Origin of the sequence: Paenibacillus chibensis (assembly GCF_004001045.1) — a bacterium.
GTDB lineage: Bacteria > Bacillota > Bacilli > Paenibacillales > Paenibacillaceae > Paenibacillus_AQ > Paenibacillus_AQ chibensis.
The window spans coordinates 1-23,443 of the sequence record NZ_BIMK01000004.1 but is presented as its reverse complement, the minus strand read 5'-3'; the positions used below and the strand labels follow the sequence as shown (position 1 = coordinate 23,443).

At 50.0% G+C, this 23,443-nt stretch carries 16 protein-coding genes and 3 pseudogenes; all 19 read right to left on the bottom strand.

What is annotated here, in order from left to right; translation table 11 throughout:
• Positions 1 to 249 precede the first annotated feature (249 nt).
• On the bottom strand, positions 250 to 3,003 hold the full coding sequence (locus PCH05_RS03980) for an alpha-mannosidase (RefSeq protein ID WP_127600906.1): 2,754 nt from the start codon (positions 3,001 to 3,003) through the stop codon (positions 250 to 252).
• A gap of 59 nt (positions 3,004 to 3,062) precedes the next feature.
• A pseudogene (locus PCH05_RS03975) lies at positions 3,063 to 6,207 on the bottom strand (beta-galactosidase).
• A gap of 49 nt (positions 6,208 to 6,256) precedes the next feature.
• The gene (locus PCH05_RS03970; protein ID WP_127600904.1) at positions 6,257 to 7,543 is read right to left on the bottom strand and encodes a glycoside hydrolase family 125 protein; all 1,287 of its coding nucleotides are present in this window, start codon (positions 7,541 to 7,543) and stop codon (positions 6,257 to 6,259) included.
• A 142-nt stretch (positions 7,544 to 7,685) separates the two neighbouring features.
• Complete coding sequence (locus PCH05_RS03965) at positions 7,686 to 9,161, bottom strand: ABC transporter substrate-binding protein (protein WP_127600902.1); 1,476 nt, start codon at positions 9,159 to 9,161, stop codon at positions 7,686 to 7,688.
• Between the two features lie 167 nt (positions 9,162 to 9,328).
• A complete protein-coding gene (locus PCH05_RS03960; protein WP_127600900.1) occupies positions 9,329 to 10,246 on the bottom strand; it encodes a carbohydrate ABC transporter permease in 918 nt (305 codons plus the stop codon).
• 18 nt (positions 10,247 to 10,264) lie between these two features.
• A complete protein-coding gene (locus PCH05_RS03955) occupies positions 10,265 to 11,203 on the bottom strand; it encodes an ABC transporter permease (protein ID WP_127600898.1) in 939 nt (312 codons plus the stop codon).
• Between the two features lie 294 nt (positions 11,204 to 11,497).
• On the bottom strand, positions 11,498 to 13,081 hold the full coding sequence (locus tag PCH05_RS03950; RefSeq protein ID WP_164766532.1) for a response regulator transcription factor: 1,584 nt from the start codon (positions 13,079 to 13,081) through the stop codon (positions 11,498 to 11,500).
• Positions 13,074 to 14,903: a sensor histidine kinase gene (locus tag PCH05_RS03945; RefSeq protein ID WP_164766531.1), complete on the bottom strand. Its 1,830-nt coding sequence runs from the start codon at positions 14,901 to 14,903 to the stop codon at positions 13,074 to 13,076. The genes PCH05_RS03950 and PCH05_RS03945 overlap by 8 nt, the downstream gene beginning before the upstream one ends.
• Before the next feature lie 151 nt (positions 14,904 to 15,054).
• Positions 15,055 to 15,327, bottom strand: coding sequence for a 30S ribosomal protein S18 (gene rpsR / locus PCH05_RS03940; protein WP_076172485.1), 273 nt, complete (start codon positions 15,325 to 15,327; stop codon positions 15,055 to 15,057).
• A gap of 525 nt (positions 15,328 to 15,852) precedes the next feature.
• Positions 15,853 to 16,110 carry a hypothetical protein gene (locus tag PCH05_RS03935; protein WP_023559076.1) on the bottom strand — a complete coding sequence of 86 codons (258 nt, stop codon included), beginning with the start codon at positions 16,108 to 16,110 and terminating at the stop codon, positions 15,853 to 15,855.
• Between the two features lie 257 nt (positions 16,111 to 16,367).
• Positions 16,368 to 16,563 (bottom strand): annotated as a pseudogene (locus PCH05_RS27600) (phospholipase D-like domain-containing protein); the annotation flags it as partial.
• A 26-nt stretch (positions 16,564 to 16,589) separates the two neighbouring features.
• A pseudogene (locus PCH05_RS03925) lies at positions 16,590 to 16,778 on the bottom strand (SpoVA/SpoVAEb family sporulation membrane protein); the annotation flags it as partial.
• Between the two features lie 175 nt (positions 16,779 to 16,953).
• Complete coding sequence (locus PCH05_RS03920) at positions 16,954 to 17,268, bottom strand: hypothetical protein (protein ID WP_023559074.1); 315 nt, start codon at positions 17,266 to 17,268, stop codon at positions 16,954 to 16,956.
• A 134-nt stretch (positions 17,269 to 17,402) separates the two neighbouring features.
• Positions 17,403 to 17,750, bottom strand: a complete 348-nt coding sequence (locus PCH05_RS03915; protein ID WP_023559073.1) for a hypothetical protein — start codon at positions 17,748 to 17,750, stop codon at positions 17,403 to 17,405.
• Between the two features lie 105 nt (positions 17,751 to 17,855).
• Positions 17,856 to 18,293: an Hsp20/alpha crystallin family protein gene (locus PCH05_RS03910; RefSeq protein WP_054943631.1), complete on the bottom strand. Its 438-nt coding sequence runs from the start codon at positions 18,291 to 18,293 to the stop codon at positions 17,856 to 17,858.
• Positions 18,294 to 18,489: 196 nt separating this feature from the next.
• A complete protein-coding gene (locus PCH05_RS03905; protein ID WP_127600890.1) occupies positions 18,490 to 19,533 on the bottom strand; it encodes an ATP-binding protein in 1,044 nt (347 codons plus the stop codon).
• 158 nt (positions 19,534 to 19,691) lie between these two features.
• On the bottom strand, positions 19,692 to 21,866 hold the full coding sequence (locus tag PCH05_RS03900) for a PAS domain-containing protein (protein WP_127600888.1): 2,175 nt from the start codon (positions 21,864 to 21,866) through the stop codon (positions 19,692 to 19,694).
• A 325-nt stretch (positions 21,867 to 22,191) separates the two neighbouring features.
• Positions 22,192 to 23,118: a dipicolinate synthase subunit DpsA gene (gene dpsA / locus PCH05_RS03895; RefSeq protein ID WP_127600886.1), complete on the bottom strand. Its 927-nt coding sequence runs from the start codon at positions 23,116 to 23,118 to the stop codon at positions 22,192 to 22,194.
• Between the two features lie 36 nt (positions 23,119 to 23,154).
• On the bottom strand, positions 23,155 to 23,443 hold a 289-nt coding region (locus PCH05_RS03890), incomplete at its 5' end, for a YunC family protein (RefSeq protein WP_246049349.1).

Below are 23,443 nucleotides of genomic sequence, written 5' to 3'. Positions count from 1 at the left end.
GAGTGACCTCAAAAATGTAAATCGCTTACATTGTAAATATAATGTTTTCTGTGTCAGGTTACCTGACATAAATGACAATTAATTTAATACGTTCAAATGTACTGGAAACAAAAACATCTGTCAATGAAAAAAATTATGCAGTGGCAATATTTCTTATTCGGTGAAATTTGGTAAATTCCTTTATGTAAATCATGAAATATTTGGAGGAAGGGGACGGGTGTCTCCTTCCTCCTCCTGATTTCACGCGGTTTACGAAAGCGGGCGAATGCCGGCCGTAATGATTTCGCAAGGTCCGGCCGGGAGCTCGGTGCGGCCCTCATGGACAGCAAGTTGTTCCGAGCTTGGCTCTTCAAGAATATTGGTTTTGTATACGAATCCGTGATCAGACGAAAGCTGCAGCCGGAGCTGGCTTGTTTCAGGCTTCATGTTATACCAGCGCAGCATATCGTCGCCGGACTCCTCGTTCACTTTCCAGGAAGAGAACGCCAGGTCCTTGCCCTCCCAGGCAAACGCCGCATGCTCTGCAGGAATGTTGCCTGCATGCTGACCGGTTTGGGCTACCGTCCAAGGGATCTGGAACTGGTACGCTTCCTGGTAAGCACCGGAGCCCACGCCGTCGCCATCGTGAGGGATAAGCTCCAAATGAACGGTATGCTCGCCCAGACACTGGGCTTCCGGTGTGAGGAAATGTCCCCAATCCCCGAGCTCGCCCACGGAGCGGAGCAGGGTAACGGCAATCGTATTGCGGCCGTCTCGCAGCACCTCGTACTCGTTCAGCCCGAGATTGGCCACCGTCAAGCCGACTCCCTCGCCGCTCACATCCATGAAAGCCTGCTGATGCTGCGCGTTGCTAGGATTTTGCCATTCTTTGGCAGGATTGTTGTCACGAGTCACGATTTCGAACATGGAATCCACATGATGGTTCGAAGCCGTAATGTCCGTAGGCATCAGCAAACGCACGCGATGGTCCTTCGCCTGGTTGTTGAAGCTGGCTTCAACGTGAACGCCCTGCCCTTTCCGTTCCAAGGTGATCCGAGTGCGGATGCGCATCGGCACGGTCTCTTGAACCCGCTGCGCCTTGCGTTCAGGGAAATACACCAGCTCCACCTGTTCCTGATCCAGCAGCTTGTCTGCCGAGGCAGGAATAGCCCAGTCATGGGTAATTTCAAGAACGGCGCGATAGCTCGTATCCTCCACGACACGAATGGAAGCCTTGAGGTCCTTCGTGGTCAGCGCTACTTCCCCTTCCGGCTGCTTGTACATGTACTCGTTGCCGATATCCCCGGTATCTTCGTAGATCAGGAGATCGCGGTATACGCGTCCCCTACGCTTGTCGGTAATGGCGATGCTGCCGTTTGCGGCCGGTTCGATGCGGAGGTTGTCATTTTCCATGACATACCCCTCCTTCACGAGCGAGCCGTTAGGCTCGTTCAAGCCTTCAGCCGCCGCTCCGCCAACGAGAGCATAGGTTCTGAGCCCAAGCGCCGGAATTTGGTCCGCTTCAAGCGTAATCCGAACCGCGCGCGCCATAAATGGCTGACGGAATTTGTCATCCGGCAGATCGTATCCGAAGCGGAGGCCAAGATCCTCCAGCGTGAACGCCACAGGCTTACCGTCGGCGTCGATGACAGCCCGCGGTCCAAGATCGAGCTCCTTCATGCGGCGGCTCATTTCTTCGAGCGTGCCGCCGTCACGGAAGTACACCCGCTCCACGTCCAGATCTACGGACACGGCGCCGCTGCGTTTCCATCCGGTCGTGTTAAACACGACAAACGGAACCGCATTCTCTCCGTACGTGCTGAACACGGAAGTATCCACCGCGTCGGCGATCGCCTGCTTGCTCTCGTCGATGATCGATTCGGCGACATTGCGGCTTTTCGCGAAGCGGGTCACCATTTCCTGGTGTACCTCATCCACGCTGCAGCCGCAGATGCTGTCATGCGGATGGTTCTGCATCAGCGTTTTCCATGCATACGTCAACAGGTCATGCGGATAAGCCTGACCGGCCAAGCGGGCGTACGAAGCCAGCGGCTCGGCCACCTTCTCGAGCAGCGCCTGCCCGTGCTGGTTCATCTGCTTCAGGTACACGCGGGCCGAGGCCGTGTTCACGAGCGTGCCCCATCCATCGGTGCGCTGGCTGCGCAGCTCGCCGCGCACGACGGACAGCTCGCCTTCTTTCGCCTGCTTCACCGCTTCCAGGTACTTAGGGAAGTTCGAATGCACGAACTCCGTGTCCGGGTACAAGGCACGCGCCGTTTCCAGCGCCTGAGCCAAATCGGTTTGGATCGGCTGGTGATCGCAGCCGTTCATGTACAGAAGCTCCGGCGTCGAAGCATATTTTTCAGCGTCAGCCAGCTTTTTGTCCCAGAAGATCTTCGCTTCCTCCGGGTCGACCGGAACCTCGTTGCCGTTGCTGTACCAGTTGGCAAACAGAATGCCCAGCACCTTGGAGCCGTCCGGCCCTTCCCAGATCAGCTCGGAGAAGGAGGACTCGTAATCGGAATCAGCCACAGTATTGTTAAATCCCGTTGGCTTCACGCCGCGTCCGAACACGGCATTATCAATCCCGGATTGGCGCATGAGCTGCGGCGTCTGGCCGACAAGGCCGAACGTATCCGGAAAGTAGCCGATTTTGGAAATTTGCCCATAACGGCGCGCATCCCTATGTCCGATCTGCATATTGCGGATATTGGCCTCGCCGCTGGTCAGGAAAGCATCCTGCAGGATATACCACGGACCGATGAAAATGCGTCCTTCGCGGATGTATTTCTCCAAGCGTTCTTTCTGCTCCGGACGAACCTGAAGATAGTCCTCCAGAATAATGGTTTGACCATCCAGATAAAAGCTTTTGTATTCCGTGTCGTTCTCCAGCGTATCCATCAATACGTCCATCAGGCGGATGAGCCGCATGTGATGCTTTTCATAAGGCAGATACCATTCTCTGTCCCAGTGGGTATGCGAAATGATATGCGCGGTTCTTTGGGTTGTTGTCTCAGATGTCATGTGAGGTAGTCTCCTCTCGCCGTTTAGTCAATTGATCTTTCCTGCATTTCGTGTAAACACTACTTCACTTCGATATGAACTTGATGCGGACGGTAAACGGACAACAGCTCTCCTTGTCCATCTACGGCGAACAGGACAGAACGCTCCTTCTCGAGTTCAAAGGCATATGTCTTTCCGGTCGTGTGGTCTTTGATTGCTACAGATGTGTTCATTGCCTGCTCGGAAACAAAGACGAAAAGCGCGCCCTCTTTATATAGAAGCTTTCTGCCGTAAATTCCAGAATCTTCACCTGAAATCCACGCCAGCTCCGGTTGATAGCCAACCTGTGCAAGTACATAGCGGTAGAGCTCTGCAACAGTCTCTTCCCGGTCGCTGATCTCGACAGGCAGCGGGCAGAAAAACAATTGTCCATTCCCAATGGACATCTTAATCAGCTGCGTCGGTTCCGATGCCGCCTTCTCAGCAGCCGTTATGCCGCTGTTCCGGTCTCCAAAAACTTCCTTCATGACCTGTGCGATTTTACGGCTTCCATAGGATAACGGCAGCTGCTTCCCATCCAGCTCCAGCACTTCCTCCCTCAGCACGTTGCTGAGCATGCGGGTGCCGTCCTCGAACATTCCCAGCTTGTCCTCCAAGCGGTTCGTCCGATGCCAGTAGGCATCGATCCCGATAGGTCCGGTCAACAGAAGCGTCGACCCGCTCTCTTCGATATATTCAATCAAGCGGTCAAAGGCTTCGTCGGCGATGTTATGCGCACTAGGCAGCAGAATCAGCTTCGGAGCGGTATGCTTGCGGAGATCCTCGATCTGGTACTCTCCAATTGCACGGAAAGGCACCTTCAGCTCGTAAGAAAGGATCCGCGTCAAGCGCGTCGTCGCTTCAAAAGCCAGCTTGCGGTTCGAAAAATCGTTGGAGTACGGGAAAATGGCTACCACGTCCTCAAGCTGACGATCCACGAACAAATCGCGGGTCTGCCCGATAAAGCTGCCGAAATCATAGGATACATCCGCTTCCGGCTTCTCCGTCCCGTCGGCACGCAGCGCCCCGATATGCGACTCGTTGGCGTTATCCATATAGAAGTTTGTATTCCAGATCCAGTGGATCGCGCCCGCTCCGCCCGTCGAAAAAGCATACGCATACTTGCGTTCCAGAATGGAGCGCAGCTCCTGCTCGGACCGTTTGGCGCGTCCATCCGGCGTTTCCACATACATGATGCCGGTTTCCTGAATCAGGTTCGGCTTGTCCATGGTCTTAGCGAAAATGCCGTTCCATACGAGCTGGTCGTTCAGCCACCAGGAATGCACGGTCGTATAATCGACGGCCTCGCCGTAGAAGAACGGCGACGGCCGCGAGGCGCCGAGCGCTTCGTCCTGCCCGACCGTCACGAGCTGATCCGGGTTATCCCGTTTGATCGCCCCTGTCAGCTCGGACGCCCAGCGGTTATGCATCTCCATCGAGAAGAGGACATAATCCAGCCAGCGGGTGCCTTTTTTGCCCGAATGGATATCCTGGATATCAAAGTTGATCTCCGTGGCCTCCGGCGGCACCGCAGCGGCGAAATCCGGGAGCTGCTCCGGCGTCATGTTCCAGCGCTCCTGCAGCGCAGAGATATTTCCATGGCGCGCCTCCAGCCACGCTACGAAGGCAGCCTTCTCGAACGGATCCCGTGACGAACGTGGGCCATCGGAGAAGATGCGATCCGGGTCAAACATAGACGGCTCATTGATCAAGTCCCAATCAACGTTTGTCGTCGCGCGGTGGCGCAGCGTAATGGAGCGGATAAAGCGCTTCTGCGCTTCCAGGCTCCGCGGATCCAAATACGGGTTCAATCCTTCCCACGGCTCCGGTGTGAAGGAGAAGAACGTAAAGGTGACCTGCAGCCCATGCTTCTTCGCAGCCAGCAGGAACGCGTCGATCGCGCGCAGCACTTCTTCCGAGGCATGCCCGTCCGCCTGCATCACATTGCGGTATGCCGTCCAGATGCCGGTCCGGATCCAGTTAATGCCCGCCTTCGCCATCTGGGCCATGTCCCGGTCCCATACGGCCGCATTCGGCAGGAACAGAAACTTGCGCGCCACGTCGGAGGCCATGTAGGTCATGCCTACCACGGGCAGCGGTCTTCCATCCTTGATAAAATAGTCGCGTCCGCAGGTGACCGGCGCGCCTTCGCTGAGCAGCTCCGCGTCATGCCCCCAGTAGCCCTGGTTCAGATACCGGATTTCGCCGTGCTCGGACTCCGCCCGGCACTGCACATGGTACATGCCCGGCTTGATTTCCACGGGAACCGGTATGCGGAGGATTTCCATCTCTCTGCCGGCCTGAATGGTAACTTCCGTCGTGAAGACCGGCTCTTGCCCGTCTGCATGACGAACGCTGATGCCAAATGTCCATTCCGTCTTCTCATCTCCGAGATCGCGGCCGAGGTCCTGCGCTTGCAGCGTAAGCACCGCGCGTTCTCCTGGCAGGTAAGCCGCGTAGCCCGGCTTCAGCGTCCACTCCGTCACGCCATGGCTGCAGTAGGCTGCCCATTCCAGAACCGCCTCAGCTCCGCCCTGCTCCCAGAACTTCCCGCTTAGGGTCTGATTCACGAGCAGCCAGCGCCCGCCGGCGAAAGGCCCCCCTGCTGTTCTCCCACTGCACGACTGGCGCCGCCACTTCGCGGCCATTTGCGGAAATTCCTTTGAGAAGCGCTGAAATTTGCGTATCCATCGATCCGGCCGAGCCCATTTGGTGAGGAAGCTCTACATTTTTGGTGACGTGGGGAACCAGATTCCAGGTATCCGCCACTTCAAACAACGTCTCGAAGCCTTCAAACAACGGATTCAGCGTATCTGCCTGCAAATGTTCTATTGGGCAAGACACCACGCGCAGCTCCTCATGAATATGCAGCTGCTGATGGTAGGCCGTCTGTTCCGCTTCCACTTTCCATGCGCCTGCTTCTTTTCGCACCGGACGCTTGAACGGCGCTCCGCCCAAGCTGAGCAGATTGCCTCCGCGTTTCAGAAAAGCAAGCACGGCCGTCCACGCCTGCTTCGGTACATAAGGCGCGTGCAGCATGACCAGCGTGCCTCCGGCGAGTCCGTTCAGCGCAGACTCCAGCCCTTCAGCCTCCGTTACCTGCGCGGCTTCCCGCAGCATGGCAAGATCCTCTTCTCCCGGACGCACACCGTCGTACGGAAATGTTTCATCGTAAAAAATCAGCATATCGCTCAAGAATGTTCGCTCCCTTCGCTCCCCTGGATCTGCATTACAATTACAATTTCACGTTGCCTTCTTCGATCAATCCCCAGATCAGCTCGGCAAAGATGCTGTTGGCCCATGCAAACCAAGGCCGGGTAAACTGAGCCGGATCGTCCACATGAAAGCCTTCATGCATAAAGCCCGTATCGGCATCCGTGCGCAGAATCGTGTCCACGATCTCCTGCACCTCTTGCGGATCGGTCGAAGTCAGCGCCTGCATCGCAAGACTGATATGCCAGATATAGCGATCCGGCGTATGCGGGCTTCCGATGCCTTTGGCAACCGTTCCTTCATAGTAATACGGATTTTCCTCGCTTAAAATGAAGCGTCTCGTATTCTGGTAGACCGGGTCGTTCTTGTCCGCATACCCGATGTACGGAATGGACAGCAGGCTTGGCACGTTCGCATCATCCATCAAGTTGTGGTTGCCGAAACCATCTGTCTCATAAGCATAGATTTTACCATATTTCGGATGGCGATAGGTGCCGTAGGTTTGAATGCCGAAGTCAATTTCTTCCTTCAGCACAGCCGCCACCTCCTCCAGCTCCTCATCCTTGTAAATTTCCCGGGCAATTTCCTCGAGGTAGCCAAGCACGACCACCGCGAACATGTTGGAAGGAACCAGATAGCCGAACGTGCAGGCGTCATCGCTTGGACGGAAGCCCGACCAGGTCATTCCCGTATAGTTCACCGGCATGCCCTTGCGGTTATTGCGGAGTGTGTCTGATTTCGGTCCCTGGGTGCGGGCAAACAGGTACTGGGAGTCCTCGAAATGATTCTGCTCCGTGGTCCAGAGCGAGATGATCGATTTGGCGGCTTTTCTGTACTTGGCGTCAAATACATCGGTGTTGCCCGTTGCCTTCCAATACAGATAGCTCAACTGAATCGGGTAGCAAAGCGAATCGATCTCATATTTGCGTTCCCAAATCCACGGGCCCATCTCGGTCAAATCCTGATCCCAGCTCTTGTAGTTCGGCTGCTCATTGAACGCATTCGCGTAAGGGTCGATCAGAATGCATTCCACCTGGCGGCGAACCAGTCCGCCGATCAGACGCTGCAGATCCTTGTCTTCTTTGGCAAACGGCAGGTACTGACGCACCTGAGCGCTTGAGTCCCGCAGCCACATGGCCGGAATGTCGCCGGTAAATACGAATGTCGTACCATCGTCAAGCAGACGCGTGGTCGTTTCCAGCGTGTTCGGATAGCACTGGCGGAACATGTTTTTCAGCTTTTCGTTATGCAGCGTTTCATCGGCTTTCTTCATGGCCTTTTGAATGGCAGCCGGCAGTATGTTTGTCATAGCGATAAATCTCCCTTTCCGAAGTAAAATAGTCTAGGATGTCTATACATGAATAGAAAGACCTGGCAAGCGCATGTGTGCCGTCCAGGTCTTTTCTTGGTTGAAATGTTCATCTTATCTAGAATTGCTGATTAAAGATCTATTATTTGCCTTGAGTCGCTTTCCACTCGTCGATTTGCTTTTGGACTTCAGCCATAACGGTATCCAGTCCGGCAGCTTTGAACTTCTGGTCAGCTTTGGCAATGTAATCCTTCGGATCCACCGTACCCGTCATAAGAGCAGGCATATACTCGTCCGATACGTTTTTCAGAGCAGCCATTTCGGTTTGCACTTTCGATGGATCGAAGTGGAAGCCAAGCAGCGGGCTGCTTTTTGCATCGGCGTTAAATTTCTTGAACTGTTCCCATTTATCCTTCGGATCGTTGTCGTACAGGTTCAGGATAAATTCGTTGCCCAGCGCGAAGGAAGGCATGTCATAATCTTTGGCAGCCGGCAGGTCGGTAACCGTTCCGTCCGCGTTCTTCTTGTAGTGCGTACCTTCGATGCCCATATCGACCAGATTGCGGAGATAAGGGTCGGTGTTCAAGAGGTTCAGGAATTCCATGGCTTTCTCTGGATTCTCGGAAGTGCTGGAGATCGCCATCATGGAGCCAAGAACGGACGTATTCGTCGCAATGGCATCACCGGCAGGCTTCGATACGATATCGTAACCTGCGCTGCGGGACCAAGTCAGGTCAGCGTATGGTTGGCTGTCCGCCATATCCACGAGCCATTTGCCGTTTTTCTGATAGTCGGAGTTGGTCGATGTTGCAATGTCAGCTGGAAGGTATCCGGCTTTGTAATATTTATGCAGCGTTTCGAACGTCTTCATTGTATCAGGTTGATCCAGGAAATTCACGACTTTATAGTCGGTCGAACCGAACGGAATAGCCATTGGCAGTTTTTCCGTCACGAAATCATAAGCCAGGTAAGGAGATGTGTTTTTGTCACCCCACAGCGGCGCATATCCTTCTTTTTCCTTGAATGTCTTCAGGATCGGCTCGAGGCTTTCCAGTGAGTTGACGTTGGAAATGTCCAGGTTGTATTTATCCACGAACTGCTTGTTAAAGCGGAATACTCTTTGTGTTGCAACTTCTTTATTGGTAGGAATGCCGTAGATCTTACCGTTGACTTTCGCGCCCTCGATAAACTTCGGATCGAGCGCTTTCACGATTCCTTGGCCTTTGCTGTCGAGCAGATCGTCGAGCTCCACGAATGCGCCTTTAGCTACGTTTTGCAGATAGTCATTCGCCCAAGAAGATGTGAATGCGATATCGTAAGGTTCACCGGAAGCGGTGATGACCTGCATTTTTTTGCTGTAATCACCAAAGCCGATCATTTTAAGGTCAACGGTTGCGTTAATTTTCTCTTTGGTGTATTCGTTGATCTTTTCAACAACCTTGTCTGTATCCTTTTGCGGGTCGCCAATTTGATACCAAACCAACTGATAAGGCTTGTCCTTCTTGTCGCTTCCGCTTGCACTGGATCCTTCATCCTTGGATCCGCCGCCACAGCCTGCAAGTACAACCGAAAATACGGTAACCAAGCTGACCACGGTAGCCAATTTCTTTTTCCACATGTGAAAATCCCCCTTTGTTGATAAATTGAACGAAAGGTTTAACGTGCTTTTTCTTTGGTTCAATTTATATAGATGTGTCAAAGTATACTGCTTGCAAAGCTTATCATGCTATTTTCAAACCGGTATGGGTTGACCTACGTGCAGGTACCGGGCTTCGGGCTGACGAATCAGCCCTTGACCGCACCTACCGTAAGACCGGAAATGAAAAACCGTTGGAAGAACGGGTAGGCCAGTACGATCGGCACAGTAGCCAGTACAACCATCGCCATTCGCGCAGAATCCTGAGGCAGCGTGCTGAGCAGGGCCATACCTTGACCCGAACCGCTCAGAGCGGAGTTCGTCACCAGGAACTGCATGCTGTTTTCGATCCGCATCAGAAGTGCCTGCAGCGGCACCAGATTCGGATTGTCGATGTACAGCAGGGCATTAAACCAGTCATTCCAATAGCCCAGCGTACTGAACAAACCGATTGTTGCCAGGCCCGGAAGCGAAATCGGAAGCACAACGCTGTAGAACACGCGCAGTTCTCCGGCTCCGTCGATCTTGCCAGCCTCCACAATGGCATCCGGCACGGTCGTCCGGTAAAACGTCCTCATGATCATAATATAGAAAGCGTTCACGGCGAGCGGCAGAATAAGCGCCCACAGCGTATCTTTCAAGTGAAGCATGCGTGTGTTAATGATATAAGACGGCACCATGCCTCCGTTAAACAACATCGTAAAGATCGCGATGAAGGAAAAGAAGTTGCGGTAACGGAAGCTGGAACGGGAAATCGCGTACGCAAAGTGCGAAATCAGAATCAGTGACAGCAGCGCGCCGACCACGGTGATCAGAACCGTGATGCCAAAAGAGCGCAGCAGCTGGTCGCCTGTTTTAAAAATGTATCGGTATGCCTCGAGGCTCCACTCTTTCGGAATGATCCGATATCCGTCCCGGGACAATGCTTTCTCATTCGTGAATGAAATGATGATGACGAACAGGAACGGAAACACGCAGGCAATCGAGAAGACTGCAGCGATAATATTGAGAATCGTGTTGGATGCCCGTGAAGGCTGATTTAAAGTTCTTGCTTTGGCCATCGCCATTACCCCCTTTTCTCCGAATTAGAACAATGAGCTGTCCTTGTCGATCCTCCGAACGATCAGGTTCGCAGCCATGACCAGAATGAATCCGACCAATGATTGATATAATCCGGCGGCGGTACTCATGCCAATTTCGCCTGTTGCGGTGAGACCGCGGTATACGTAAGTATCGATCGTGTTAGTTACCGCGTACAAAGCACCCGAATCGCGCGGCAGCTGGAAGAACAGACCGAAGTCGGAATAGAAAATGCGTCCCACGTTCAATAAAGTCAGCGTAATGATCAGCGGCGATATCGCCGGCAGCGTAATGTTCTTGAACTGCTGCCATTTGCTCGCGCCGTCAATCATGGCCGCCTCATAATAGGATCGGTCGATCCCGACGATAGCCGCCAGATACATCACGCTCGTATATCCGAGCTCTTTCCATACGTTCATGACGATCAGAATGACGGGCCAATAGGTTTTGTCCGAATACCATGAAATCGGATGCAGCCCCATACCGGTCAGAATTTGGTTCAGCACCCCTTTATCCTCGCTCAGGAAAGCGAATGCGAAATAACCGATAATGACCCATGACAAAAAGTGTGGCAGAAACATTCCCGTCTGATACACTTTAGCGAGTTTTTTATTTACAATTTCACTCAATACAACGGCCATTGCCACAGAACAGATCAGCCCCAGAATAATGAAGGCCAAGTTATACAGCAGCGTGTTTCTCGTTATGATGTAGGCGTCATGGGTGGCGAACAAAAACTTGAAGTTCTTGAATCCGACCCAGTCGCTCTGAAACAAGCTTGCCCAAAATCCGTCCCTGGAATAGCGATAGCTTTTAAAAGCTATTATCGTACCCACCATAGGCAAATAGGAAAATAGCAGGAACCAAATGGTTGCCGGCAATACCATCAGCAAAAACCACTTGTTCCGGCTGATGTTTTTTAGCATGTTGGCAAAGCCTTTCATGTTCGTCCCTCCCCCTCTGTACATTCAGTATAATTTGAAAGCGTTTTCCGAAAAAGTTGAAATACTATAGAATTGATGGACAAACTAAATACAAAATAAGTCCATAGGCACATGAAACCGTAAAACAAGCTGTAAATGTAAACCTTTTCCCCTAAGAAAATAAAAAAAACGTCTATCGACGTAATTTCTCACAAGACAGACGGCCATCAGCAGAAGTTTTTCTTGCAATATCACAAAGCCATGGCTCTGTAGTTTATACTTTCTGATTATAAAAAACTGATGCGATCCACCGGATCACATCAGTCCTTTGAATTCTGCCGGCGAGACGCCGACGTATTTCTTGAATTGCCTGAAAAAATAACTGTTATCCAGGTAGCCGGTCATCCGTGCCACCTCCTGCACCTTCAGGTTCGAGCGTTTCAGCAGCTCCTTGGCTTTCTCGATCCGGTAGGAATTCACGTAATCGGACAGCGTTTTGCCCGTTTCGCGGTGAAAGAGCTGTCCGAGATACACCGGATTGATATTGTATTCCTGCCCCAGCAGCTTCAGCGACAGCTCGTCCGCATAATGCTCATGGATCTGTGCAAGCACCTGCTTCACCACCGGGCTAAGCGACTGCTGTTCTTTGAGATATCCCATCACGTTTTGGGCGGCAAGCGTGACCTGCTGCTTAAGCTCGTCCATCGTCAGGGAGCTGAAGACGCCGGCAAAGATGCTTTTATATCCTTCCGCCTCTTCCGGATCGGGAAGATTGGCTTCCTTGATGACCTGCTTAAACCAAATGATCATCTCTACCACGCGGTTTTGCACCTGATGCGGGGTAATGCCCTCCGTGCAGGATAGCCGGTCCAGATCGGCCCCGATTTTCTCCAGCAGCTCCTCCTGCTGGAGCGATAAAAGCAGCCGGGAGTATTCGCCCCAATCCGGGGTATGGATACTGCTTCCGCTCTGATGCTTCAGCTCCTCGATCCGCTTGCTTGTCAGAACGATATGATGCGGGCTAATCAGGAAAAATTGCTGTATTTTCTTGGCGTCCCGGTAGCTTTCCGCCGCTCCGTCCAGACCGCTCTGCAATTCCCCCATCGAAACCAGCAGCTCGAACGGATATATAATGCGAAGCTGATCCATCAATTGGCTGAACGCATCCTCGATCTCGTGCTGCTCTGCCTCGCTGCCGCAGCCGAACACAACGACAATATCGCTGTCCCAATCCACAAAGCAAATACCGTGAGTCGCTTCATCATGCTCGGTCATCGACCGTACCCGCTGGTACACCTGATCCAGCTTCTCGTTACGGTATTGGATCATGTCGTCCGGCTGCGAGCCGGGCGGAATCATCGGCTTGATCACTGCTGTTTCAAAAAAACCATGCGATACCTGAAGGCCCAGCAGCTGCCCGCGTTCAAGAAGCTCCTCGGTTTGGATTTGGCCGTTGACCCAGCGGTTCAGAATGTTGCTCCGTAAAATATCCATATCCTGATGAGCCATGGCTTGCGTCTGCGTGCTCTCGATTTTGTCCACCGTATTTTTCAGCGTCTGCTTCAGTTCTTCCACATTGATCGGCTTCAGGAGATAGTTTTCAATGCCGTACTTCATGCCCACTTTGACATAATTGAATTCGTTATATCCGCTTAAGATGATGATTTTCAAATCCGGAAACAGGGCTCTCGCCTCCCGGATCAGCTCCAGCCCCGTCATTTCCGGCATCGTGATATCGGTGATCAGAAGATCCGCCGGATGATCCCGAAGCTGGTCCAGCGCATCTTTTCCGTTCTCGGCGCTCCCGATGATTTCGAGCTGAAAATCCGACCAGTCCAAAATGGAGTACAGCCCTTCAACAATAAACGGCTCATCATCCACCAGAAACACCTTATACATGCTGCCCCTCCTCTGTTGCGAACGGAATGCGGATCGTGACCCGCGTTCCCTGGTCCGGCGTGCTGTCGATCGTAAGCCCGTACGGCTCCCCATACATCAGCCGCAGCCGTTCCGCCACGTTTTTCAGCCCCAAGGAATCGGAGGAGAACTCCCCCGGCTCCTTTAGCCGGCTTTGAATTTCCGCAAGCTTCTCCCGGGAAATTCCCTTGCCATTATCCTCGACGTCGATTCTGACGCCCTGGTCCTCCGCGTAGGCATGAATCCGAATCATGTTATCGGTCCGTCCCGACCGGATCCCGTGCAGAATGTAGTTCTCTATCGCCGGCTGCACTGACAGCTTCAGGATTGAGACCTGCCGCACGCCCGGCTCAACGTCAATCGCAAATTGAAACCGCTCCTTGTAGCGGATCCGGAACATTTCAAGATAATTGCGCGAATTTTCAATCTCCTCGCTGAGCATAACCATCGTTTCTGTTTTCACCAGATATTTGAACAGGGACGATAAAATGTATGTCATCTCCGCGACATCATCTGCTCCCTTGGCAATCGCCCGCATCCGGATCACTTCGAGCGTGTTATATAGAAAATGCGGATTAATCTGAGCCTGGAAAGCCACCAGCTCCGCATGCTTTTGCTTGATTTCGGAAATATATACCTGGTGGATATGCCGATTCAGGTCCTCGCACATCTGATTGAAGCTTGCCGATATATCCCCAAGCTCATCTTCGCGTACGACCGGCAGCCGCACGGACAAATTCCCGTTGCGCACGACCCGCATCCCGCGGATAATATTTTGCGTCCGGTTCGATACGTTTTTTACGGCTAGGTAGGATAGAACGAAGGTAACCACGATACTCAGGACCGTCAAACCGATAATCAGCCGTTTCAGGTTGCCGTAGCTTTTTTCCACATCGGATACATGGACCACCTGCACGACATCCAGCTTGGATTTGCTGTCATCCTGATGCGTGACAAACGACTCCTCGTCCAGCATCAGCCGCTCCTGCCCCTTGACCGACATGACCTCGCTATAATAAGGATAAGGCTTCGTTGAGGGCTTCGCCGCCGTATCGAATAGGATCTCGCCGCTCTTCAGCATCACCATCAGATGACCGGTAAAGTTCTGGTTCATGTTATCGATCGCCTTGAAAATGTTTTGCGTCGGATAAACAAGCAGAATATACCCGACATCCTTAAGCGTGAAAGGATCGTTAATGCGGTAGGCGATGCTGTATGTACCCGTATCAGGGGAAGCAATCACCGTGTTGAACTTCAGATTGATACCGCCAGACAAATCCTTGCCGAGCAAAGGGATCATTTCCTTGGGGATGCCTTCGCCTTCTTTGAGCTGCTGGTACTCTTGGTTGTCGTTTTGTTCATAACGGTAGACGAATTTTTTATCTTTACTGTACAGCATGATGCTCGCCAGATCCGGGTCCTTTTCAATCTGTCCGCGGATAAAGCTGTCCACACTTCTTGAAGCAAAATAGCCGGACTGCGTATACACATCCAAATGATGCTTAATGTACGTTTCATAATCATTTTTCATGAAAGCCAGAAAGTCGTCCGACAGTGCATTGTCCTGATAAATTTGCAGCACGGCCTGCTCTGCGTTCGTCATCTTCAGATTCAAATATTCGGATACGCTGTGCACTGTTTTCTGCTGCGCCGCGAGCTCTTTTTCCTGGAACGACTGCGAAATAAAATAATAAATCACGAAAGCCAGCGTTAGAAACGTGGTCGCCGTAATGATCGTATAAATTAAAATCATTTTATTAAAAAGCTTGTTCTTAATATATTTGTGGTAGATCTTCTTCAGCATGTCCATTTCTCACTTCCCTTGGGCCTTTCACGAATGACAGCTATTATGATACCTCTTCCCTATGGCATTATTCAAATGGCAGAGTATTGAACAATGCAAAAAACCAGCACCCTGGAGTCATCCAGAATGCTGGTCTTGTACGCGTAACGGACTATTCCGTTGTGTAAGGCAGCAACGCGATTTGACGGGAGCGTTTGATCGCAATCGTCAGCATGCGTTGGTATTTTGCACTCGTGCCAGTCACACGACGTGGCAAAATTTTACCGCGTTCGCTGATGAATTTCTTCAGCAGGTCCGTGTCTTTATAGTCAATGTGAGTAATTTTGTTCACAGTGAAGAAGCACACTTTACGACGTTTGTTACGGCCGCCGCGGCGAGCCGGTCTTTTATCGTTGTCTCCGCCTTCTCTTTGTTTAAAAGCCATGCTGTTCAGTCCTTTCCCTAATTAAAATGGCAATATTGAAGAACGCATACTGTGTAATTCCCCAATACTCCTTGTTCTAATTGAGTTTTTATTGGTTACACACCGTCCCTGTGTAAACCGTGAATTCACTTTTCTAAAATTACCACAAATACGTCTAGAAATCAAATGTTTAAATCGGACCTCGTTCCGACTCGATAATTGTACTTAAACAACCTCCTCGGTATATATACTAATGGTGGGGTACAGTCCCCTCCTTGCACTTAGAGCAAATAGGCTGCCACGATTGGTTGTTCTGGTAGTCTATTTGTCTCTCCAGAACTAAACATGCAGAATTTAAACTTTTCCAGACGAGAGATGCATATGTAAATTTTTGTACTAAGCCCTCGTTGTCCCTGTTATTTTTCTTACTCTAAGGATTTAGCTGTTTATGATTATTCGCTTCGTCATTACTGCCAATTTCAACATAATATACGCTAACGTTCCGTAGACGGTTTCCTGTTCTTCATCCTCTCCCTCGGTGATACTTTATTTCGGAGCGAAACCATGCAGCAACAGCAGCTCATATGTCGCAAGGATGCCATTAGAGTCGCCGTATCGCGTCTCGTAGTGCTGGAACATGTCGTGAAAAAGGCGGCGTAGGCCGATTCGGCCGGAAGGGGAGGCTACCGAGGCGCTGGCGCCGATCGCTTTTATCGCATGGAGAAAATCGCGCACCGTCGGGTACCGTTCGATGCGGACGTTTTGGCGGCGCCGCGGGTTCATAAACCCGGCTGCGGCCAGCATTGCGTTCCACTCCTTAGCTGTATGCAGCGGCAGGCCGTGGCGCTGCGGCTTCAAGCCCTGCGCACGGTAAGCGAGCTCGAATGCGGTATGCAGCTCTCGAAACGTCTCCAGGCATTACAGGTGAGCGTTACTCCTAGTTCTTTACACAAATCGTCATAAATCTGTTCTGTAGGATGCTCCTCTATGAAATGTCTTGTAAGAAATTCATACCATACCTGGTGCGTTAACCCGCGAGCTATAACAGCGAGGCAAGCAGATTGCTCCGTGAGTTCCCGCGCTACGCCGGCGCTGTACAAAACTTCGCACACCTTGTAATTGAGGCGATTGCTTCTTAAAATCATAATTCGCCGAACATACCACAGCCGTTTCCTCATCGACGACCATCACCTTTGCGTGCAGCATCCCTTTTTCGTACATGTAAATCTGTACCCGGCTTCCGTAGTAGGTACGGCTCCTATCTTAGAAGCCGGGCACATGCTTTATCCACGAGGCTTTGCTACGAGCGACGCAAGAAAAGAGAAAATGATCGCTGCTGAAACGCCGGCGCTCGTTAACTCAAAAATCCCGATGATGATGCCGATCCATCCATCCTGCTGCAGCTCCTGAAGCGCACCATGAACCAGAGAGTTTCCAAAACTGGTGATCGGGACGGTCGCGACGGCGCCCGCAGCTGAAAAAGACATCTTATCTTATATGAGAGATAATCAGGAAAGGAGGGATTGGGGCAATGACTGTAGCTACTCAGGTCAAAACTTGCCTGGCTTCGCTGAAAAGCACCCAGGGAAGAACCGCAATTCAAGGGCTTCTAGTCCATCCATGAACAAAACCGGAAGCAGATCCCGGCTAGGGCAGCAAATGATCCGCAGCTGTACCGCCGATGTACTGCTGCCGATCCGCAAGGCAGACTAAATGAAGAATGGTGTCGGATACACTGCCTTCCGCTGCCGCCTTCGTATCCTCCCGCTCTTCAGCCCCGCAAACCTTGCATACGCTGATCACGATTACTGCTCCTCGCGAAATTTTGCAGTTGCCATGCCTGTATCCCTCCCAAATCTTGCGCAGCTTGCTTGTCAGGTCGCCTCCCAAGCCAAGGCGCGCTGGTTGGCTCGGGAGGCTGAAGGCGCTAGGCAAGGCAGGGGTGCAAGTCTCGTTCGGCATGTTGCTGAACCTTTTGCGCGGCATTTGGGACTTATTTGCAAAGAAAATCGGCTGAATGGTTTTGGGGTATACGCATCGTCAAGTGAAAAAACGACCGCCTTCTTTTTAAAGCGATCGTTTTTTCACTTGCTGTTCTATTGATACTGCCGTGGCTGCAAATTCTGATTCTGCCAGCTCTGAGCCATTGGCCAGCCCGCATTCTGCACGCCGGCTTGTTGTTGCGCTGTTTGTTGAAGCTGAGAACAAATTTGCATCGCCTGCTGCATCTGCTGTATGGCAGTTTGATGTCCTTGCAGAACAGATTGAATGGTTTGAACCGCTTGACGTTCTTTCTGGGCCAGCTGATCCAGTTGGGCGGCGTTTTGCTGCTCCTGTTGCAACATTTGTTGATACATGTTGCTCGATTGCTGGGTTTGCTGGATCAACTGTTGAATAATCTGCGCGCATTGGCTTGCTTGCTGTGAAAGGTTTTGTTGATACACGATTTTTGACCTCCTTCAATATGGTAGGACTTCATCCCCCAAAGCTTATTATGTGCAAGCGCCCATTTTTCATGTAACGCCTATATTGTGATCTCACAATTCATTTTAATGAAACTGCACATCAATTTGCCGTTGGGTATCGGCTTTTAATTTCGGCATGCGAACTTCAAGGACACCGTTGCGGTACGTGGCTGTCGTTCCTTCCGTTTGAACGCGTGATGGCAAAGACACCGACCGTTGGAACCGTCCGACAAACCGTTCTTTGCGATGTATTTGTTCCTGCTTCACTTCATTCGCTTGCTTTATGGTCCCACTAATTGTAAGCATGTTTTCATCCACATCGATATGAAGGTCTTCTTTTTTATCCAAACCAGGGATTTCACAAGAAGCAATCACTTCATGTTCAGTCTCAAATACATCAATACGAGGGGTAGCAAATCCCAGACGCGCGCCTATTTCAGGAAAACCTTCGTTAAAAATTTTTTCCAAATCCCTTCTCCATAGATCGGTATTGCGAAACGAATCCCAAGGAATGAGCGGCATGTAAGTTCCTCCATTGTCACATTATCTTTTTTTTCAGCTTTATTTTGTACTCTTCGGAAAATATTATTCTTTGCTACCCTGCATAGTTGAATTGGAATATGCCTTTGGTCAGAAACTCCCGGCAATAGCCCCCGAAAAAATTTTTTGAGGGTTTGTTGTGTAGCCATTGGCATTTACAGCAATGTTACCGACAATTTTAAGTTGTTCCCGTAAATGTCGGTAATTGAACGATAACATTTGTGCCGACCTCCGAGCTTTCGAAATTCAAAGAGCCCCCCATTTTTGCGATCATAGCATGACTGAAACTAAGCCCAAATCCGATAGCGTCCGGTTTACTTGTAATAAACGGTAGGATGATTCGGGACTGCAGATCTTTTGGAATTCCTGCTCCTTGATCGCGAACAATGATGTGGATATGATTATCCGTAATGTTTATTCGGAGCGTTAAGACAGAACCTGGGGGACTTGCATCTAATGCGTTGTCAATGATTTCTTGCAGCGCCGCTCGCAGCAGCTTGGGGTCTCCTAACACAAAGCCGTTTCGCTCCGGATATTCCAAAGCGAAACGCACTTTTTTGTCTAGTGCTTGGATTTGTATACCGGGAACCCATTCCTGCATGAACGAAATGACGGAAACAGGAACAAATTTCAATTCGGAAGGCTTTCCAAAGAGCAAAAACCGCTGCAACGCTTTGTCGATCGTCTGAATTTGCTCATCGAGCAGCTTAAAGTATCCTGTCATTTTCTGATGAGGCGGAGATGCCGCAAATTGCAAAACGGAAACATGATCCTTCGAACTTTTTTCCAGAAGTTGAAGCGTCCCTTTGATTACCGCTAAAGGATTTAAAATGATATTGGCTGTGCCCGCCGCCATATGCCCAATCGTTTCCCTTCTTTCTTTCTCACATTGAATTTGCACGTACTGTTGAAAATCTTGGATATCGGCCATTAGAACAAAACATTCCCCTTTTAACTGAGGGTATACATAGGCGATCATGGATCGCACTTTGCCATCTAACTTCTCTTGTACGAGTACTCCCGGGTAATTCTTTTTATCCTGCAATACTTGCCCCACGATCGCTTGTATTGCCGAGTGTGCAGGGAATTCTTCTTCGGGGGTTACTGAGTACCATGTGTTCATGGTTGTATTTAACCATAAAATTCTGGCTTCTGAATCAACGACAGCCAGTCCAATATCCATTTGATCGGAATTCATAAGGAACTCTACGATTTGCTTCATCTCTATTAACGTCCTCCATTTGCTTCCTCCATTAACTCCCTTCCCGGCCACTTATCATGTGCAAACTGCAGTAAACAAGCGAGCGAATTTCTCGTCACGAAGTGGATGGGTTATGAATAAAATTAAACCCACTTTCAAAGAAGTTATTAAATTCGTTGTTACAGAGCGACGGGAAACGATACGGTGAAAGTTGTACCTTCACCAACCTCGCTTGCAACCTCAATATTCGCATTGTGATACTCTGCAATCTGATAACAAATGGATAGCCCGAGACCCGTTCCTGTCTCTTTCTGCGTAAAAAAGGGTTGTCCGATCTTTTGCAACAATTCTTGCGGAATTCCAACCCCGTTATCCCTTATGCTTACTTTAACCCATTCATCGCATCGCATTTGTTCGATCCAGACAGTTCCCCCTTCAGGCATCGCTTCAATGGCATTCTTAATCAAATTAATAAATAACTGTTTCATTTTATTTCCATCGCACCGGATCTGCACGGATTCCTTGGTTGGATGAAAGTGAATTTCAACATTATGTAAAGTGGCCTGCGCCTGAAGCAGCACGACGATATCCTGAATCAGCTCGGAAAGATCATGCCGCGTCATGTTCATCTCTTGCGGTTTGGCTAAGGCCAGCAGTTCATTTAGAATAAGTTCGATACGAGTTAATTCATCCTTCATAATATCGTAGTACTTACTTCCATTTTCGTTGCCGGCGCTTAACAATTGCAGAAATCCTTTCAGCGCGGTAAGCGGGTTTCGAATTTCATGCGCAATTCCCGCGGCCATTTGACCCGCTATGGATAATTTGTCTGCCTGATGAGCAGATTGCTTGGCTGCATCAAATTCGGTAATATCGTGCATGACACAAATGCCGCCCACAATTTTATTGTGAACAATGATCGGCTTCCCATGACAGAGAACGAGGCGATGCTCGCCATTCGACTTTTTAACGACCATTTCCAGATCGCGGAAACTTTCGCCCCGATACGCCCGATAAAGCGGGACGCGTTCCTTGCTCAACAGCGTTTTTCCATCCGATTCATACAATCCGTATGTAGAACTCCAGTGTTCGGGAGAAAGAGGTATCTGTACGAATTCGTGCAATTGTCTTGCGGCTCTATTCATGCTTGTCAATATCCCATTTTCATCACAAATCACAACGCCGACATCCATCATTTCGACAATACCACTCATGACACGTTCTTGAGTAGCCAGGACGTCTTCCAGCGTCTTTCGGCTCGTGATATCTCGAAAAACCTTAACTATTTCACGAACATTGCCCGAATCGTACCGTAGCGTGTTGCTTACGACCTCCACCCAAACAAAGGAGCCGTCTCTTCGACGTAATCGCAAAATGTTGACATAACCGTCTTCATTCATCCACTCTTGCGAGTTGTCCAATTTTTCTATATCGGGAGGATAGAACAGTTCCCAGACAGGTCTTCCTATCAATTCCGTCGCATCATAACCCAGCAATGGTTTGCACGCCGGCGATATGTAGTAGATAATGCCATTGATATTCAGTGTAGCAATCATTTCCCCCGTGTGGTCCGCTAACAAACGATACTTTTTCTCGCTGTGCTTCAGGGCCTTTTCCATACTGGATTGCAGGGTAATATCCCTTGCGATGCAATGCAGCCCTACGAGTTCATTCTGAATGAAATTCGGGATATGCAATACGCTGAATTTTAATATTTGGCCGTCTTTCGCTTCAATTGAAGTTTCCATTTCAAACGGGGCATTGGTATACGTTTCCGTCACGTGCTCCAGACTTTTCCAAATGATGTCTCCAAGTGTTCTTTCCAATTCGTATAAGTCATAGCCCAATAATTTCGTGCAGGCGCGGTTCACATAGCTGATACTTCCATCCAACATGACGTCGTAAACAAGATCGGAATGATTGTCAGCAATCATTCTGAATTTATCCGCGTATTCCTCGTTCAATTCAACAAGCCTTTTGCGATACGTGATCTCCTGAATCTGGATCAAGAATATCCTTTCCGGATATTCCTCCACTTCGATGATCGATAGGGTTGTCGTTCCCCATTTGTGTCTGCCGTCAAGACAAATATAACGATTTTCCATTTCGACATAATCGGAATTACCGCCTAACAAGTCATTGATGGATCCGTTATATAATGGAACGTCTTCCGTATAAATGATATCATGTATTCTCATTCGCAGCAGTTCTTGTTCTGTATAGCCCAGCATGTTGCATAGCGAGCGATTGACCATTTCCACTTCCCCGCCGAGCCGAACCATAGCTTTTCCGACAAGTGTATAATGAAATGCGTGGTGGGCGACAGGATGCGAAAGCAAATCTGAAATATCCATTGTGCAAGTAACCTCCGACTGTGCAATAAGCGTATAGTTGCATACGTAACGTTCTTCTGTTAAGAACCTATGTATGTACTCTATTATATAGGTCATTTGTAACAGTTGGAACAAGATTCCGAGACCAACTTAACTTGGAGTCCCCGAACGCTAGCCATGGAAACGGAACCGACTTGTGATCTGCGAAAGAGCCGCTTCACCACGCACTTCATCATCCGAATTCTTACGAAAATAAGACGGAGGCCGGCAAAGTTGCCAGCCTCTATGATCAAGTATACACAAGTAATCACACCTTCAATTGATTCGTTATTCAGTGTTCACGATCTCATAACCCGGAAGGACAAGCAAGTATATCCATTTGCTCTCGATTTTGACTCCGTTCGTCCTGGATCAATTGACATAACGTTCTCGCCAATATACGTCCAGCCGTTCTTGGGGCGGCCAATCCCGGTAAACTTGGTGCCAACAAGGCCTTGATTCCACGTTTTTCGGCAAAACGAAAATCGGTCCCACCTGGTTTGGAAGCCAAATCAATAATAATAGCGTGATGCGGAATACGGGTCAACACACGAGAAGTAAGGATTTGCTCCGGAACCGTGTTAAAAATAATATCCACATTTACGCCTTCATCGTACAAATCTTTCGTATAAAACGGCTCAATCCCCATCTCCCATGCACGTGCAAACTGCTCCGGTTTCAGAACCCCCGCTTTGACGTGTGCTCCCAGGCGGTGAAGCATGCCGGCTAACGTAAGACCGATTCTCCCCAAACCCAGCACCATACAACGCGAACCATGTATGGTAATGTCCGTATGTTGAATGGCCATCAATAAGGCGCCTTCCGCAGTGGGAATGGAATTGTATATGGCAACATCGTCCCTGCTGAATAATTCAATCAGATCTATTCCTAGTTCTACGCAAAGGTTCCTCAAGTAAGACTTGGCTATGCCAGTACAGACTTTTGCGTGTTTCGGCAAGGAAGACATATATTCCTTGTTCAGCAATAACGTTTCAGATGAAAATGAAGACTCTACTCTGCCATGGTCGTCTGTACCGACAACCGGTAATATCAATACATCAGCATTGCGAAGCACCTCCCTCGTAAGCTTGGAATGCTGAACTTCAAGAAGTTGTTCGTGCAAATCTTCATAACCGATTACCACAACATTTGCATCCAGGTCTGTGAATGACCGAATGATTTCAAGATGCCGGGCATCGCCTCCAAGGAAAACAATATGCAGACCCGTTAACAAAAAATCCCCCTACTTTCCTTAAGTATGGATTTAAAATTAACTAACCTCGTTTACCATCTTTAAAAGCGCATCTGCTCCTTTCATCCCAGGGCAAATTCCGCGTAATTCCGCCTCTGTGGTCACCATATCGAGTGGGGCATCCAGCAATTGCTCTATTGTTCGTACCCCGGTTGCGCGTCCTGCCACAATGCGGCGATCGTTTAATTTCTCATTTAACAAACGAATATCAAGCGCTCCGCACATGATATATCCGTGATCGGTTGTGATGGCCAGAAGTGTTGTTTTGGGCAGGGCGACCTCGATACTTATAACCTGATGACCTTCA